The organism is Enterococcus sp. DIV1304_2 (assembly GCF_050555445.1).
GTDB classification, from domain to species: Bacteria; Bacillota; Bacilli; order Lactobacillales; family Enterococcaceae; genus Enterococcus_B; species Enterococcus_B pernyi.
In genome coordinates this window covers 2,941,426-2,958,666 of sequence record NZ_CP187851.1, presented here as the reverse complement: position 1 = coordinate 2,958,666, position 17,241 = coordinate 2,941,426, and the positions used below count along the sequence as shown (strand labels likewise).

The window sequence follows — 17,241 nt, the reverse complement described above, 5'->3', positions numbered from 1 at the left end:
AATGGGGGAGACAAAAAAATGGAGGCAATTAAAAAGTTAAATTTAAAAGGACATTTATTGACAGCGATTTCATATTTGATTCCAATCGTATGTGGTGCCGGATTTCTGATTGCAATCGGCATGGCCTTTGGCGGAACAAGTCAAGGAACACTTGTACAAGGTGAGTTTTCGATTTGGGATGCGTTAGCAACGATGGGTGGCGCTGGTTTAGGATTATTACCAGTTGTGATCGCTACTGGGATTTCTTATTCCATTGCAGCTAAACCAGGGATCGCACCAGGTTTCATTATTGGGTTAACAGCAAATGCAATTGGTGCTGGTTTTATCGGGGGGATTTTAGGTGGTTACTTAGCAGGGTATCTGGTTTTAGGTATTTTAAAACATGTCAAAGTACCAAAATGGGCAAAAGGATTGATGCCAACATTGATTATTCCATTTATTGCTTCAATTGTTGGTGGCTTAGTCATGGTGTATATCATTGGCGCGCCAATCGCAGCATTAACGCTATTATTAACGAATTTCTTAGATGGATTAGGCAATTCTTCCTTATTGATTTTTGGTGGTGTGATCGGCTTATTAAGTGGGATCGACTACGGTGGTCCAATCAACAAAACCGTATTTGCCTTTGTGTTGACGATGCAAGCGGAAGGGTTGAATGGCCCGATTACCGCACTGCAATTAGTCAATACAGCCACACCGATCGGCTTTGGTTTAGCTTATTTTATCGCCAAAATGTTCCGCAAGAATATCTATACAAAAGTGGAAGTAGAGACATTGAAATCAGCCGTACCAATGGGTGTCATCAATATTGTTGAAGGTGTGATTCCTTTAGTTATGAATGATATCGTACGTGGTGTAGTCGCAACAGCAATCGGAGGATTTGCTGGTGGTGCAACAACGATGATCTTAGGTGCGGATGCAACGGTTCCTTTCGGTGGTGTCTTGATGATTCCAACGATGTCTCGACCATGGGCAGGTGTGATCGCAATCTTAGTGAACGTTTTAGTTACAGCCGTCGTTTTAGCTGTGATCAAAAAGAACGTGCCGGAAGAAGAAATGGACTTAGTAGTAGAAAAAGAGGAAGAAGATATCAGTTTAGATGATATTCAGATTTTTTAAAATAAGTGCGTAAAAAAGAGGGGCAAAATCGATGAAATTTTTTCTAGATACAGCAGATGTAATAGCAATCAAAACAATCAATGCGCTAGGTTTAGTCGATGGGGTGACAACCAATCCGACGATCATTGCCAAAGAAGGACGCGTGTTTGAAGAAGTCATCAAAGAAATCTGTTCGATCGTTGACGGACCTGTCTCAGCAGAAGTGACTAGTTTGGAAGCAGACGGCATGGTCGCAGAAGCGAAAGAGATCGTCCAATGGGCGGAAAACATCGTGATCAAGATCCCTATGACAGAAGAAGGATTGAAAGCGACGAACGAATTATCTAAATTGGGGATCAAGACCAATGTCACATTGATTTTCTCTGTGGCGCAAGGGTTACTAGCAGCAAAAGCAGGTGCGACATTTATTTCACCATTTTTAGGTCGATTAGATGATACCGGAACGAGCGGGATCGAGCTTGTCGCAAAACTACGTGAAGTACTAGATACTTACGGGTTTTCTACAGAAATCATTGCAGCAAGTGTCCGTAATTCGGAACATGTGGAAAAAGCGAGTTTAGTTGGCGCACACATTGCCACTGTACCGCCATCATTGTACCAAACGTTGTGGAGCCATCCATTGACCGATAAAGGGATTGCTCAATTCATGGCGGACTGGGAAAGCTTTCAAGGAGGGAACAAATAAATGGGAAAAGTGGAATTTTCACCTTCATTGATGACGATGGACTTAGATAAGTTCAAAGAACAAATCGAATTTTTAAATGATCATGTCGATTCTTACCACATCGATATCATGGATGGTCATTATGTACCAAATATCACATTATCTCCATGGTTCATTGATGAGGTACGTAAAATCAGTAATCTACCGATGTCTGCGCACTTAATGGTTAAAGACCAAAGTTTTTGGGTGAATCAATTAATCGAGCAAAAGTGTGAATGGATCTGTATGCACGCCGAATTATTAGATGGTTTAGCTTTTCGCTTGATCGATCAAATCCATGATACAGGGTTAAAAGCTGGCGTCGTTTTAAACCCAGAAACACCGATCGAAGCCATCTTCCCATACATCGAATTGGTCGATAAAATCACGATCATGACGATCGATCCAGGATTTGCTGGACAACGGTTTATTGAAAGTACACTGGATAAGATCGTTGCTTTACGCGAACTACGCGAAGAAAAAGGGTATCACTATTTGATTGAAATGGACGGCTCTTCTAACCGTAAATCCTTCAAACGAATCGATGCAGCAGGACCAGATATTTACATTGTCGGTCGCAGTGGCTTGTTTGGTTTAGATGAAAAAATCGAAAAGTCATGGGAAATCATGAAAACCGATTATGAAGAAATGACTGGGAAAACGATCGGGTAAGAGAAGGCCGTGAGAAAGCCGGTCAGCTCCGAATAGTAAGGCGGAACGTGGGAAAATAGCTTCACATATTTTTTCACGTTTCGACTTACTATTGAAGGAGTTGGCTTTCGAACGCCGTTTGTCTAGGTTGTGAAAGGAGCGTTCAGCACTAAGGCATAAGTCAGGAACATCGAAAATGGCTTTTTCATTTTTGATGTTTCTGACTTATGACCGAAGTGTTGCTCCTTGAACACCGTTTATCATAGGTTGTGAGAAAAGCGTTTTGACCTGAGCAGTAAGATAGAAAATTGTAAAATAGCTTTCCATATTTTTTCACGTTTCGACTTACTATTGAAGGAGTTGGCTTTCGAACACCGTTTATCTAGGTCGTGAGAAAGTCGGTCACCATCGAGTAATAAGACAGGAAAATCGAGAATGCCTCATTCATTTTTGATTCTTCTGTCTTATTTTCAAAGTGAAAATTAAAGAATGGGCATTATTTTATAGGAACGAATAAGGAGGAATTATATTGTTTGATAAAGTAGATCAGCTTGGTGTGAATACGATCCGTACATTGAGTGTCGATGCAGTACAAAAAGCAAATTCAGGACATCCGGGGTTACCAATGGGTGCCGCGCCAATGGCTTATGCCCTTTGGACGAAACACTTGAAAGTGAATCCGAAAACTTCTAAAAACTGGGCAGACCGTGACCGTTTTGTCTTATCTGCGGGACATGGTTCAGCGATGTTGTACAGCTTGTTACACTTAGCAGGGTACCAAGTGACGATCGATGACTTGAAACAATTCCGTCAATGGGAGTCAAAAACACCAGGACACCCTGAGGTCAACCATACCGACGGCGTCGAAGCAACGACTGGTCCTTTAGGTCAAGGGATCGCGATGGCTGTGGGGATGGCAATGGCAGAAGCGCATCTAGCAGCGACCTACAACAAAGACCAATTCAACGTCGTTGATCATTATACCTATGCGTTATGTGGCGATGGCGACCTGATGGAAGGTGTGTCTCAAGAAGCAAGTTCGATGGCTGGTCATATGAAATTAGGGAAATTAATCGTTTTATACGATTCAAACGATATTTCTTTAGATGGACCAACCTCAAAAGCCTTCACTGAAAATGTTGGCGCACGCTATGAAGCTTACGGTTGGCAACATATCTTGGTCAAAGACGGCAATGATTTGGAAGCTATCTCAAAAGCAATTGAAGAAGCGAAAGCCGAAACCGACAAACCGACATTGATCGAAGTGAAAACGGTCATCGGATTTGGTGCACCAAACCAAGGAACTTCTGCGGTCCACGGCGCACCACTTGGCTTAGAAGGCATTCAAAAAGCCAAAGAGATCTATGGTTGGGAATACCCTGACTTTACCGTACCAGAAGAAGTGGCGGAACGTTTCCGTCAAACGATGGTTGAAGAAGGCGAAAAAGCTGAAAATGCTTGGCGTGAGCTGTTCGCAGCATACAAAGCAGCATATCCAGAATTAGCCCAACAATTCGAAGATGCCTTTGCTGGGAAATTAACAGAGAATTGGGATGCCGAACTTCCAACGTACGACGAAGGTGAAAGCCAAGCGAGTCGTGTCTCAAGTAAAGAAGTTATCCAAGCATTATCAAAAGCGATCCCAAGCTTCTGGGGTGGTTCTGCCGATCTATCTGGATCAAACAATACGATGGTGACAGCAGACAAAGATTTCACGCCTGAACACTATGAAGGCCGCAATATTTGGTTTGGTGTTCGTGAGTTTGCGATGGCATCAGCGATGAACGGGATCCAATTGCATGGCGGTACCCGGATCTATGGGGGAACATTCTTTGTCTTTGTCGATTACTTGCGACCAGCTGTGCGTTTAGCAGCGATCCAAAACACGCCAGTTATTTTCGTCTTGACCCATGACTCTGTAGCAGTTGGTGAAGATGGTCCGACACATGAGCCAGTGGAACAATTGGCTTCGGTTAGAAGTATGCCAGGTGTCCATGTCTTACGTCCGGCGGACGGGAACGAAACTCGTGCGGCGTGGAAAGTTGCGATGGAATCGACAGATACACCAACGATCTTAGTCTTGAGTCGTCAAAATCTACCAGTTCTTCCAACAACAAAAGAAGTGGCAGATGATATGGTTAAAAAAGGTGCCTATGTCTTGTCTCCAGCTAAAGGGGAACAACCAGAAGGAATCTTGATCGCGACAGGTTCAGAAGTGGATCTAGCGGTCAAAGCGCAAAAAGTATTGGCGGAACAAGGGAAAGATGTCTCAGTGGTTTCTATGCCAAGTTTTGATTTGTTTGAACAACAATCCGCGGAATATCAAGAAAGTGTCTTGCCAAAAGCAGTGACGAAACGTGTTTCTATCGAAATGGCTGCTTCATTTGGCTGGGAGCGCTATACGGGAACAGCAGGGGCAATCATTGCGATTGATCGTTTCGGCGCGAGCGCACCTGGGGAAACGATCATCCAAAATTATCAGTTTACAGTGGAACATGTTGTTGAAGTGTTTGATCAATTGTAGAAGGTATTTTTGTTCTTTTACTATTTAAAATTTCAAGTTAAAGATACACGTACTTTATTTAGATAAAATCTGCCAAACTGGAATTCAATGTTTTCCGGTTTGGCAGATTTTTTTATTGATTCATGATTATTTTAATTTCAGGTGTTTGATTTCTAAAAAGTTTTGGAGATTTAAGACCAATCCTCCTAGAAGTGTCGCTTTTTCGTTCAAGGAGCTGTTGCGGACGACTAATTGATTCGAAAAATGATTGTGCAGATTCCCTTTTAATTGTTCGATCATATCAGGTATTTCGCGATAAAGTGAGCTATTCAAAATAATGATCGATGGGTCATAATGGGCGATCAAGTTGTTGATACCGATCGTCAAGTAGTTGATATTTTCTTCTACGACTTGTCGCGCATCACGATCTTGGTTTTGGTAGTATTCTCTAAGGATGATGGCATTGACATAGTCTAGGTTTTTTTTCTGAGCAAACCGATCGTAGCAAACTTTGTTGGCAGCATACATCTCCAAACAACCTCGGTTGCCACAGCGACATTCCTTGCCGTCCATCACGATGATCTGATGACCGATTTCACCAGCAAAACCATGGGCACCAACCTCTAAATTCCCATTTTTGACGATTCCTGCACCAATGCCGCTGTGCATATTGATACTGACAAGATTTTCCGAATCTGAGGTAAAGCTATACTCACCTAAAGCTGCCAGATTTGCTTCATTTTCCAAATAGACAGGATAGTCTCTCAGTTTTTCAGCTATTTTGCGAAAAGGAATGTGATCGAAATTGTAATGTGGGCCAAAAATCGGCTCACCATGGTAGACAGGGCCATGAACGGCTATTGCTACACCAATAATGCCATACTCTGTCGTCGGAAGATGTTGTTCAAATAACGTGAAGATTTCTGAAAGATACAGATGGATGGCTTCCTCATCTAATGTGATTGGCTTTTTTTGGATATGTTGGATCTCTTCCCCATCTAGATAAGTAAGGAGAGCATGGATGTAATTATAGCCGATGTCAATAGAAATAGAGAGGCCAGCTTTTCCATTATATTGAAGAATGATTGGTTTACGTCCACCGACATTACTAGATTCTCCAATGCCAGTCTCGATGACCAGTTGATCATCGATCAATTTTTTCACAATGGAGGACACAGTTGCTTTGGTTAGTCCAGTTATGGCTGAAAGCTCTGCACGAGAAAGAGCGGGTTGATTCATAATCAATTCTAAACAGAGAGACTCATTTGGGCTCCGTCGAGTATACGTTGGATTTTTCAAAGTAAATCACTTCCTATTCATTATGTAATGAGGATACGTTCTAAAGTATACTGGTAATCTCATTATTTTTCTAGTTATTTATCTATAGCTATTTCGTTTTGTAAAGTAAATAAATTAACTTCATTCGAATATAAATGCTTTGATAATAATAAAAAATAACTTGACTATAATTATGAAAGCGTATACTATATGCTTGTTAAGTTAGTTTGTTAGATAAACTAACTAATATAGAATGAATAAATTAGGAGGAATATGTTATGAGCTATTTTCCACAAATAGAAAAAATCCAATATGAAGGTACAACGACAACCAATCCCTTTGCTTTTCGCCATTTTAATCCAGAAGAGGTAGTTGCCGGTCAAACGATGAAGGAGCATTTACGATTTGCTGTTGCTTACTGGCATACCATGACACAAGATGGCAGTGATCCATTCGGCTCACCAGTCAATCAAAGAACGTGGCTAGGTGCGACTGAAATGGAAACCGCAAAAAATCGAGTAGCGGCCTTTTTTGAGATTTTAGAAAAATTAGGTGTCGAATATTTTTGTTTCCATGATGTCGATATCGCGCCTGAAGGGGATAGTTTAGAAGAATTCTATGCAAATTTAGATGAAATCACCGATTTGATCAAGGAACAGATGGAGCGTACGGGAATCAAACTACTTTGGAATACTGCAAATATGTTCAGCCACCCACGCTACGTGAATGGTGCAGCTTCAACGAATCATGCGGATGTCTTTGCCTATGCTGCTGCTCAAGTCAAAAAAGGCTTAGACATCTCAAAAAAACTCAACGGTCAAAATTATGTCTTCTGGGGTGGTCGTGAAGGGTATGAAACGTTGTTGAATACGGATATGGCGTTTGAACAAGATAATATTGCACGTTTGTTCAAAATGGCGATCGCGTATAGTGAAAAAATCGATCATACGCCACAATTCTTGATTGAACCAAAACCAATGGAGCCAAGTAAACATCAATATGATTTTGATGCTGCAACGGCTTTACAATTTATTCAAAAATATAGTTTACAAGAGAAATTCAAGCTGAATCTAGAGGCTAATCATGCTACGTTAGCTGGGCATACGTTTGAACATGAGATCGAAGTAGCACGGATCAATAACGCGTTAGGTTCCCTAGATGCGAATCAAGGGGATGTGTTGCTTGGTTGGGATACTGATGAGTTCCCAACGAACGTCTATGATGTCACATTGGCCATGTATGGTGTCTTAGAAAATGGCGGTATCGCACCAGGAGGAATCAATTTTGATTCGAAAGTCCGTCGTTCCAGTTTTGCCATGGAAGATCTATTCTTAGCACATATCGCAGGGATGGATACCTTTGCTAGAGGGCTGAAGGCAGCTGCGAAATTAAAAGAGGATCGCTTCTTCGATACCTTAAAAGAGAAACGCTATGCTACGTTCCAAGAAGGCATTGGGGAATCCATTGTCAACGACAAGGAAGATTTGGAAAGTTTGACTGACTATGCATTGAAGTTGAAAGACATCGAACTGGAATCAAGCCATATCGAATATGTCAAATCTTGTTTGAATGATTATTTAGTTTAATCCAACTTATGGAGAGTTTCATTCAGTTAGCTAAGGATAGATGTCACTGACTCCTTTGGATGGTTGAAAGGGATTCTCCTAAAAAAATAGAGTGAGGTGTACGATGAAAATTAAAAATCCAGTATTAACAGGTTTTCATGCTGATCCGTCTATTGTGCGTGTGGGAGAAACCTATTACATTGCCAACTCAACGTTTGAATGGTTTCCAGGCGTTCAGATCTATGAGTCGCAGGACTTGATGAATTGGCGTTTAGTGGCACGTCCATTGGCTTCTGTCGAGATGTTGGATATGAAGGGCAATGAAGATTCAGGAGGGATTTGGGCGCCCGATCTCTCTTATGCGGATGGGAAATTTTGGTTAGTTTATACCGATGTCAAAGTGGTCAATGGTGCGTTCAAAGATTGTACAAATTATTTGACTACTGCAGAAGAGATCACTGGTCCATGGTGTCAACCGATCCGGTTGAACGGTGTCGGCTTCGATGCTTCTCTTTTCCATGATGACGATGGCCGCAAATACCTGGTTCAAATGGAATGGGATCATCGCGAATACCATCATCCATTTAACGGGATCAAATGCACCGAATATTCAGTAGAAGAGCAACGTCTACTTCCGGAAACAGGTAAGATCATTTGGAAAGGAACTGACGTGAAATTAGTGGAAGGCCCACATCTTTATAAGTTATTTGGTTATTATTATTTGTTTTGTGCAGAAGGTGGTACCGTCTATACGCACCAAGAAGTGGTGGCACGGGCTAAAACTTTAGAAGGAGCTTTTGAAAGCCAAGCAGAGACCTTTTTAACTGCCTATGACTCTCCAGAAAATCCGTTGCAAAAATGCGGGCATGGTGCATTAGTCGATACACCAGAAGGCGAATGGTATTTTGCCCATTTGACTGGTCGACCGTGGCATCACAAAAATGAATCCATCCATGATCCTCGTGGCTGGTGTACATTAGGCAGAGAAACAGCGATCCAAAAGGTGACATGGTCTAAAGAATTGTGGCCAGAAATCGTTGGTGGAAAGCAAGGGAGCATGGAGGTGGAAGCACCTAAAGGAGTGACACCTCACCCTTATGAAAAACTGCCAGAAAGGACTAACTTCGAACAAAGCGAACTGCCACCACAATTTCAAACAGTACGTGTCCCTTTTACGAAGGACATCGGCATCTTGAAAGAGGGAAAGCTGACATTACGAGGTGCCGGAAGTTTAGCCAATACACATGGAAACTCCCTAGTTGCTAGACGTTGGCAAGCATTTGAGTTTGAAGCAGAAACTGCATTGAGCTATTCGCCAACGACCTTCCAGCAAATGGCAGGGCTGACGAATTATTACAATTCGCAACATTGGTCGATGATCCAAGTGACTTGGCAGGAAGAAAAAGGGCGGGTCATTGAACTCACTGAGAATAATCAAGGCGTATTCAAAAGTTATTTGCAGGAACAGGTCATTCCAATTCCAGAGGATGTAACAGTTGTTTATTTCAAAACGATCGTCAGAAGAGAAACTTACACATATGCTTATTCGTTTGACGGAAAAACATGGATCGAATTAGCGATCCAGTTAGACGCAAAAGTACTATCCGATGAATATGTCAACCAAACCCATGGTGGATTTTTTACGGGTGCGTTTGTGGGAATGGTCAACATCGATTACTCAGGATATGATTTGCCAGCTGTTTTTGATTATTTTGATTATCGGGAAAAGCAAAGTGAATAGGACAGTGTGGTCGCTTCAGGAGTAAGAGGGGAGATCTTTCATGGAAAAAGAACGTTTATTTTCAATGTCTAATATTGAAAAAAGTTTTGGCCCTGTCCACGTCTTGAAAAAAGCAAGACTTGAGATAAATAAAGGCGAGATCCATGCTTTTATGGGAGAAAACGGAGCCGGTAAGTCTACTTTAATGAACATTCTTGCTGGATTGATCGATAAGGACGAAGGAGAAATCATATTTGAAGGGAAAGAAATCCCTAAAATGACTCCTGACTTCGCACAAGAATTAGGGATTGCCTTTGTTCATCAAGAGTTGAATCTAGCAGAAGATTTGTCTGTGGCAGAAAATATTTTTATTGGTCGTTTGCCCTATAAAAATAAGGCGTTAGGAATTGTTGACTTCAAAAAATTATATGAAGACACGCAACAATGGCTGAATCTAGTAGGATCTGCGATTTCTCCTACTACACTGGTTGCTTCGTTGTCTACTGCCAATAAACAATTAGTTGAAATTGCCAGAGCGCTTAGTTTGAACGCCAAAGTGATCATTTTTGATGAGCCAACGACTTCTTTGTCTGAAAAAGATGTCGAAGTTTTGTTTATTATCATTCGCAGATTGAAGGAAAAAGGTGTATCCAGTATTTACATCTCCCATCGGATGAAAGAGATCTTTGAATTAGGTGAACGAATCACGATCATGCGCGACGGGGAATATATCTTGACAGATGAAGTGAAAAACTTGTCTGAAGAAGCGATCATCGCTCGCTTAGTTGGGCGAGAAATCAACGATCTGTATCCGAAACAACCTACCCAATTAGGAGAAACTTACTTACAAGTTTTGAATCTTTCTGATTCTTTTGGGCGGGTGAAAAATATTAGCTTCCAGGCAAGACGAGGGGAAGTATTGGGCTTTGCGGGGTTAGTAGGAAGTGGTCGAACCGAAACGATGCGATTGATTTTCGGTGCAGATCGAGCAAAATCTGGTGAAATCAAATTGGCGAACCAGCCGGTAGTGATCAAGTCACCGGTGGATGCGATTCGTCAAGGAATTGGACTACTAACGGAAGACCGTAAACATCAAGGCTTGTTTCTTGGTCTCTCGATCCAGGACAATATCACGATAACGAATCTAGGTGGATTTGTATTAAAACATGAATCACTTAATCAAACGGCTCATCAGTTTGTACAAGACGTGAAGATCAAGATCAGCGATATTGCGCGTCCAGTTGCCAGTCTCTCTGGTGGGAATCAGCAAAAAGTCGTTTTAGCAAAATGGTTGAATACCACAAATCAAGTATATATTTTTGATGAACCGACAAAAGGTATTGATGTGGGGGCAAAATCAGAAATCTATACGATCATCAATGAGTTGGCACGCCAAGGGAAAACGATTTTGATCGTCTCTTCGGAAATCCCTGAATTATTAGGGATCTGCGATCGAATCCATGTTTTTCGGGAAGGTGAGATTACAGGAGAAGTCGTCGTCGCTGAGTATCAGGACAGAAAAGATGAGGCGCAAGAATTGATTATGACCTATGCTACGCTTAATGAGCATTAACGATTCTTCAGTTAGAGGATATGTAAACAAAGGAGAGAACGATGGAAAAACGAAACAAGTTAACGATCAAGTCACTTTTTATGAACTACTCTGTTTATTTAGTGTTAATTGCTTTAGTCCTATATTTTTCAATTGCAAATGCGAATTTTTTGAGTACATTCAATATTGAAAATTTCTTCCAACAAATTCCACCGGTAGGTATTTTAACTGTTGCTTATGCGATGATTTTGATTTGCGGCTATGTGGATCTATCAATTGGTTATGTCGGAATGGCATCAGGAATGCTCGGTTTATATGCGGCAAATCAAGGAATGCCTGCGCCAGTCGTTGTGCTTCTGGCATTATTGACAGGGGCAATGTTAGGCGCGGTGAACGCTTTGTTGATCAAGAAATTTGATTTGCCTTCGTTTATTTTAACGTTAGGAACAAGTTATGTCATCAAAGGGATGCTCGGCTTTTTCACGGACGAACAATTTATCGGTTCCGAAAACGAATGGTTCAATCGCTTAGCGAAAACGCCGATCGGTACGGATATGTTCAAAAGCAATGCCTTGATTTTTTTAATTATCATCATTGTATTTGCTTTTATAATGAAAAATACTCGTCTAGGAATATATACCTATGTGGTAGGGTCAAATCAAGAAGCAGCCAGACTATCCGGTATCGATACGGATAAACATATCATCAAGATGTTTATGATTGAAGGAATGTTAGCAGCCATCGCTGGTTTGTTGATTGTTTCGAATTTAAATGGTGGCGCTTCCAAAGATGCGAATGGCTTAGACTTGTTCGCAATGGCGGCAGCTATCATGGGTGGTACATCATTTAGCGGTGGAATCGGCACGATTGGCGGAGCGGTAGCAGGTATCTTAACCTTACAAGTATTTAAAAATGGCTTGACATTGATGGGGGTAAATTCATTTTTACAAGATACAGTGACCGGTCTAGTCATTATTTTAGCAATCATCATTGATTATTTGAAACGTCGAGCAAGTCGTCAGTCATAATTATAATCTAAGGAGTGAAAAGACCATGTTAAAAAAATCATTTTGGGTCATCAGTATGTTCGTTGCGTTATTATTAGTTGGTACAGGATGTAGTACGAGTGATTCTGCAGATGCAGATAGCGAAAAGACCTTGTATTTCATTCCAATCGTAGACACCGGAGCTTATTGGAACCCCATGAAAAAAGGAGCAGAGGATGCGGCACAAGAATTGGGCTATACATTGGTCACGAAAACATCTCCTTCTGCTGAACCAAGTAAGAAAGAGAAACATATCGGCTTTATCAGAGAAGCAGTTGCCAAAAACGTAGCAGGAATCGCCATTGCACCGATTGAGAAAAAAGCGTTCGTTGATCCAATCAAAGCAGCCATGGATAAAAATATTCCAGTCATCACCTTTGATGCCGATTTAGAAAATCCTGAAGATCGGACAGCTTACGTCGGTACAGACAATGTCTCAGCTGGAAAAGAATTAGGGTTACGTGCGGCTGAAGAAATGAAGGCAAAAGGCATTACCGGTGGTTCGATCGCCATTGTTTGTGTGGACGTCGCACAACCAACTATGATCGATCGTGAAAAAGGACTGAAAGAAGGTTTTGCAGAAATCTATGGAAAAGATGCTGAGAACTTTAAGTTTTTAGCGACAATTCAAGACAATGATCAACCATCAGAATCTAAAAAACAATTAGAAGGCTACATTGCGGCGAACAGAGACTTAGTCACTGTCTTTTCATTAGGTTCAGAAGGGCCGAATGTCGGTGTGATGAGTGCATTAGAATCTCAAGGAAAAGCAGGACAGGTGCTTCATTATGGATTTGATTATACGGACACTTGGTTAAGCGGAGTAGCGGACGAACGAATCACAGCGATCGTTGACCAAGATGCGTACCAAATCGGCTATCAAGTGATCGAGAATTTAGTGAAAGCAATCGACGGTGAAACAATTGACGCAACAATTCCGATCGATGTCAACTATGTGTTAGCGGAAGAGTTAGAAGAGTACGGAAAAGAAAAAAGTAAAGTGAAAACAGACTCAGTAGAAGATTCTTCAGTAGAAAGTACAGAAGAAACAGAATAAAAAGCGTATGTAATCAGTGGAAAGGAACAGGCGGTGTCTTGATGGAACGGACTGTTTCTTTCGCTTGTTTTTGTCGGAAAGGGGAACGATTCATGTATGTATTAGGTTTAGATCTAGGAACAAGTGCCTTGAAGGGCCTAGTGTTTGATCGAAAAGGAAAGTTAGTGGCAGAAGCAGTTGCTTCTTACCCTATGAGCAATCCACAGATGGGGTATAGCGAGCAACAACCGGCGGATTGGCTCAAAGCAGCAGATCAAATATTGAAAGAATTATTAGGGAAAGTGACTGATCTTAAAGATGAATTGGCAGGCATTAGTTTTTCTGGACAGATGCACAGCTTAGTTCTTTTGGATGAAGCCGATCAAGTTGTAAGACCAGCTATTTTATGGAATGATGTTCGTACGACACCACAATGTCAACAAATCACTGAAATAATGGGCGATAAGTTGTTACAGCACACGAAAAACAAAGCGTTAGAAGGATTTACACTACCGAAAATCTTATGGGTCCAAGAACACGAACCAGCGAGTTGGGAAAAGGTCAAACACATTCAATTACCGAAAGATTATTTACGATTCTGGTTGACTGGTTCGTATCATATGGACGAGTCAGATGCGGCTGGCACACTACTGCTGAATCAAGAAACGAAGCAGTGGGATGAAGAAATCTTAGAAGAATTTGGGATCGATCCAGCCATCTTACCTCCTTTAGTGGCTTCTACTGAAGTGGTGGGGACATTGAAAGAGGAATTAAAAGAAAGATACGGCTTTACCAAGCCAGTCAAAGTGATTGCAGGCGGTGCCGACAATGCCTGTGGCGCTGTTGGCGCTGGTATTTTAGAAGAAGGTCTGGGATTATGTTCCATCGGCACAAGTGGAGTATTCCTTCGTTACGAAAAAAATGTGGATAGAGACTATCAAGGAAAGCTCCATCTCTTCCAACATGCCTCAGGTGCCGCGTATTCCATGGGTGTGACCTTAGCAGCTGGCGACAGCTTGAGTTGGTTCAAACAGCACTTTGCTCCTGATCGTTCCTTCAGCGAGTTGCTATCAGAAATCGGAAGTGTTGATGCAGGCAGTAATGGCTTATTGTTCACGCCTTATATCGTAGGGGAACGAACGCCTTACAGTGATAGTCAAATCAGAGGAAGCTTTATTGGGATAGATACGCAACACGAATTGAAACATTTTACCCGCAGCGTGCTAGAAGGGATTACCTTCTCTCTAAAGGACTCCCAAGCGATCATGGAAGAGATGACCCAACAAAAAATCGAAACAATCGTATCAGTCGGTGGCGGCGCAAAAAATCAGACGTGGCTACAAATGCAAGCGGACATTTTCAATCGACCGATCGTTACTTTAACCACCGAACAAGGACCTGGGCTTGGCGCAGCTATGTTAGCAGCAGTAGGCTGTGACTGGTTTACCGATTTGAACGAATGTGCAAGTGTTTTTGTTTCCTACCAATCCCCTGTGCAACCGAACCCGCAACAAGTGGAAGTTTACCAAAAAGTGTATGCGCGTTATCGTAAAGTATACGAATGTACAAAGGAAATTTGTCACATGTACGAAAAATAATAACCGAGTACCTAAGTGAAAGGAGTGTGTTCCTAGTGAAAAAAATGATCACGTTGTTAGGCGATTTTTACCATCCACATGATCCGTTAGTCAACTATTTTCAGGGGATCGCTAAGCACTTCCCACAAGAACTAAAGATGACTGATCTGACGATCGAGCAACTAACCAAAGCATTACATGAGCAACCTGATTTATTCCTCCTTTCAAAGGAAAATCGGTTAGCACCCGAAACAAATGACGCTTTTTGGTTAAATGAAACATACGATCAGTTGATTACAGACTATGTGGCGGGTGGCGGCAGCCTGATTGCGTATCATTCAGGACTTTCTAGCTACCCGATCCACTCTGCGTTTAGTGAGATGTTGCGGGGGCGCTTCCTTCAACATCCCAAACCTACAGAAGTAACCTATCGAGAACCAAATGGTAAGTCTTACAAAATATGGGACGAACACTATTTCACTGAGGTAGCTATAGGAGAAACGGAAGTTCTGATGCACAGCTATTCTCACTATGGTGAATCGATTGCCGCTTGGCGACATCTGTATGGCAAAGGAAAAGTTTTTTGTATGACTCCTGCACATTTTTCAGAAGGATTGCAACATGAAGAAAATCAAAAGGTACTTTTCGATGGAATTAGTTGGTGTCTAGAATCAACATGAATATGGTGAAAAAGAAGGATAGTTTTTTTATAACTCCATTTATGTTTCCAATCAGTGCTATACTTAAAGTATTCAATAGATTGGAGAAAATTTATGAGTCAAACAGAATTTATCATGCTCCTGATCGTCGGCATCATTGGAATCTTAATTGTCTTAGAAATCAATTCGCGAAAAAAATTAAGAGCAGATGTCCGTTACAAATGGGGGAAGCTTCCATATCAAGTACGATTTGATAAGGAGGAGAGCTTAAAAGAAGCTTGGCAGACAGAAAAAAAGTTTCGCACGTGGGACAGTGAAGTCGATGACTTGACTTGGTATGACCTAGATATGTTTGAAGTATTCGAAACGCTCAATCATACGTATTCAAGTGTGGGTTCAGAAGCGCTTTATCAGCGACTGCGTAATTTTGATTTTGGACAAGATCAGCGTCTAGAAAAGTTGATTACTTTCTACCAAGAAAATCCTAAGTTGAGAGAAGAAATCCAATATCAATTTGCACGAATTGGAAAAAAAGACCGGAATTTTGCCAAACAATACTTAGCAGATGGCAAAAGCAAAAGAATTGGTCATATTGGGCTATTTGCCTTTTTAGGCATGTTACCACTCATTGGTTTAGGCTTGTTTTTACTTGGACAAGTGATCGGCATTTATCTCGCGATCATTAGTGTGTTATTCAATACGGTTTATTACTTGATAAAAAAGCAAACACTCGAAACTGAACTTAATAGTATGAGCTATCTTGTTTCTACGATTTCTGCGGCGAAAAAAATAGCTACGTTTGCCACACCGTTACAAGCAGAGTTACAAAAAAATGTTCAGCCTTTAAAAGAAATCCCTAAGTTTGGTTTTTCATTTCGAGTGAAAAATGGCTCAGAAGCGGAGTTGTTTTTTGACTACTTGAATATGATGTTCATGTTGCCATTTATTTCGTATCATTTTGTCATCAGCCGATTGGAAAAGAAAACGGAACAAGCGATCGAATTATGGCAATTACTCGGAGAGTTAGAAGTAGCTGCGGCAGTGTTGAATTATCGCACCTACATGCCCTATTCTTGTCAACCTGTCTTTGCAGAAGGCGGGATCATGGCAGAGGATACGTATCACCCTCTGATTGCAGAGGCAGTCGTCAATCCCATCGATTGGCAACAGAATACATTGGTCACAGGCTCGAATGCTTCAGGAAAATCGACGTACGTCAAAAGCATTGCCATCAACTGTATCTTAGCGCAAACGATCCAAACTGCCTTAGCCGAATCTTTCACGATCCAACCCGGTCATGTCTTGACCTCGATGGCGATCGAAGATAATTTGTTTGAAGGCGATAGTTACTTTGTTTCAGAAATCAAATCGATCAAGCGTTTATTACAGCAAGTGGAAACAAAAGAACGTTGCTATTGCTTTGTCGATGAGATCTTGAAAGGGACAAATACGATTGAACGGATCGCGTCTTCAGCAGCTATCGTGAATTGGTTAAGCGACTTCCCTTCTTTAGCCTTTGTCGCAACACATGATATCGAACTGACAGAGATCTTGAAAAAAGATTGTGCCAATGTCCATTTTGAAGAGCAAGTGACGCCTGAGAAAGGGATCAGCTTTGACTTTAAATTAAAACAAGGACCTGCTAAGACAAGAAATGCTATCGCGTTATTAGATGTGCTGAAGTATCCTACAGCAATCGTGAAAGAGGCACAAGCAGAAGCCGCCTATTTTGATCAACATCGCCAATGGCGGGTAGTGGAGTAAGAAATAAGCCCAAGCTGAAAGTATTTAGTCAATAACCATCATTGATAATGAAAACCACAGAGACGACA

Annotated in this window: 13 protein-coding genes; 12 read left to right on the top strand and 1 reads right to left on the bottom strand. The window is 41.4% G+C overall.

Annotation, left to right across the window (positions count from 1 at the left end; genetic code table 11):
* Positions 1-18 precede the first annotated feature (18 nt).
* From IGJ14_RS13635 to tkt, 4 genes are all read left to right on the top strand, one after another.
* Complete coding sequence (locus IGJ14_RS13635; RefSeq protein WP_010734015.1) at positions 19-1,119, top strand: PTS fructose transporter subunit IIC; 1,101 nt, start codon at positions 19-21, stop codon at positions 1,117-1,119.
* A 31-nt stretch (positions 1,120-1,150) separates the two neighbouring features.
* A complete protein-coding gene (gene fsa, locus IGJ14_RS13630) occupies positions 1,151-1,804 on the top strand; it encodes a fructose-6-phosphate aldolase (protein WP_019722932.1) in 654 nt (217 codons plus the stop codon).
* A complete protein-coding gene (alsE, locus tag IGJ14_RS13625) occupies positions 1,805-2,494 on the top strand; it encodes a D-allulose 6-phosphate 3-epimerase (RefSeq protein ID WP_019722931.1) in 690 nt (229 codons plus the stop codon). It begins immediately after the preceding gene.
* A 508-nt stretch (positions 2,495-3,002) separates the two neighbouring features.
* Positions 3,003-4,997, top strand: coding sequence for a transketolase (gene tkt, locus IGJ14_RS13620; protein WP_430608080.1), 1,995 nt, complete (start codon positions 3,003-3,005; stop codon positions 4,995-4,997).
* Between the two features lie 126 nt (positions 4,998-5,123).
* Here tkt and IGJ14_RS13615 read toward each other — a convergent pair whose 3' ends face one another.
* Complete coding sequence (locus IGJ14_RS13615) at positions 5,124-6,275, bottom strand: ROK family transcriptional regulator (RefSeq protein ID WP_019722727.1); 1,152 nt, start codon at positions 6,273-6,275, stop codon at positions 5,124-5,126.
* A gap of 257 nt (positions 6,276-6,532) precedes the next feature.
* Here IGJ14_RS13615 and xylA point away from each other — a divergent pair, with 257 nt between their 5' ends.
* The 8 genes from xylA to IGJ14_RS13575 all read left to right on the top strand — a co-directional run bounded on the left by xylA (position 6,533) and on the right by IGJ14_RS13575 (position 17,173).
* On the top strand, positions 6,533-7,840 hold the full coding sequence (gene xylA, locus IGJ14_RS13610; RefSeq protein WP_019722726.1) for a xylose isomerase: 1,308 nt from the start codon (positions 6,533-6,535) through the stop codon (positions 7,838-7,840).
* Positions 7,841-7,943: 103 nt separating this feature from the next.
* On the top strand, positions 7,944-9,560 hold the full coding sequence (locus IGJ14_RS13605; protein WP_019722725.1) for a glycoside hydrolase family 43 protein: 1,617 nt from the start codon (positions 7,944-7,946) through the stop codon (positions 9,558-9,560).
* 40 nt (positions 9,561-9,600) lie between these two features.
* Positions 9,601-11,112, top strand: a complete 1,512-nt coding sequence (locus IGJ14_RS13600; RefSeq protein ID WP_019722724.1) for a sugar ABC transporter ATP-binding protein — start codon at positions 9,601-9,603, stop codon at positions 11,110-11,112.
* 41 nt (positions 11,113-11,153) lie between these two features.
* Positions 11,154-12,119: an ABC transporter permease gene (locus IGJ14_RS13595; protein WP_019722723.1), complete on the top strand. Its 966-nt coding sequence runs from the start codon at positions 11,154-11,156 to the stop codon at positions 12,117-12,119.
* 25 nt (positions 12,120-12,144) lie between these two features.
* Positions 12,145-13,194 (top strand): sugar ABC transporter substrate-binding protein, encoded by a 1,050-nt coding sequence (locus IGJ14_RS13590; RefSeq protein WP_010734026.1) that lies wholly within the window; start codon positions 12,145-12,147, stop codon positions 13,192-13,194.
* Between the two features lie 92 nt (positions 13,195-13,286).
* A complete protein-coding gene (gene xylB / locus IGJ14_RS13585) occupies positions 13,287-14,771 on the top strand; it encodes a xylulokinase (RefSeq protein ID WP_430608490.1) in 1,485 nt (494 codons plus the stop codon).
* A 44-nt stretch (positions 14,772-14,815) separates the two neighbouring features.
* Positions 14,816-15,430 carry a ThuA domain-containing protein gene (locus IGJ14_RS13580; RefSeq protein ID WP_229048972.1) on the top strand — a complete coding sequence of 205 codons (615 nt, stop codon included), beginning with the start codon at positions 14,816-14,818 and terminating at the stop codon, positions 15,428-15,430.
* 93 nt (positions 15,431-15,523) lie between these two features.
* Positions 15,524-17,173, top strand: a complete 1,650-nt coding sequence (locus IGJ14_RS13575; RefSeq protein WP_019722720.1) for a MutS-related protein — start codon at positions 15,524-15,526, stop codon at positions 17,171-17,173.
* Positions 17,174-17,241 lie beyond the last annotated feature (68 nt).

Coding starts and splice junctions, on each gene's coding strand:
- IGJ14_RS13635 (WP_010734015.1), top strand. CDS start 19: ATGGAGGCAATTAAAAAGTTAAATTTAAAAGGACATTTATTGACAGCG.
- fsa (WP_019722932.1), top strand. CDS start 1,151: ATGAAATTTTTTCTAGATACAGCAGATGTAATAGCAATCAAAACAATC.
- alsE (WP_019722931.1), top strand. CDS start 1,805: ATGGGAAAAGTGGAATTTTCACCTTCATTGATGACGATGGACTTAGAT.
- xylA (WP_019722726.1), top strand. CDS start 6,533: ATGAGCTATTTTCCACAAATAGAAAAAATCCAATATGAAGGTACAACG.
- IGJ14_RS13605 (WP_019722725.1), top strand. CDS start 7,944: ATGAAAATTAAAAATCCAGTATTAACAGGTTTTCATGCTGATCCGTCT.
- IGJ14_RS13600 (WP_019722724.1), top strand. CDS start 9,601: ATGGAAAAAGAACGTTTATTTTCAATGTCTAATATTGAAAAAAGTTTT.
- IGJ14_RS13595 (WP_019722723.1), top strand. CDS start 11,154: ATGGAAAAACGAAACAAGTTAACGATCAAGTCACTTTTTATGAACTAC.
- IGJ14_RS13590 (WP_010734026.1), top strand. CDS start 12,145: ATGTTAAAAAAATCATTTTGGGTCATCAGTATGTTCGTTGCGTTATTA.
- xylB (WP_430608490.1), top strand. CDS start 13,287: ATGTATGTATTAGGTTTAGATCTAGGAACAAGTGCCTTGAAGGGCCTA.
- IGJ14_RS13580 (WP_229048972.1), top strand. CDS start 14,816: ATGATCACGTTGTTAGGCGATTTTTACCATCCACATGATCCGTTAGTC.
- IGJ14_RS13575 (WP_019722720.1), top strand. CDS start 15,524: ATGAGTCAAACAGAATTTATCATGCTCCTGATCGTCGGCATCATTGGA.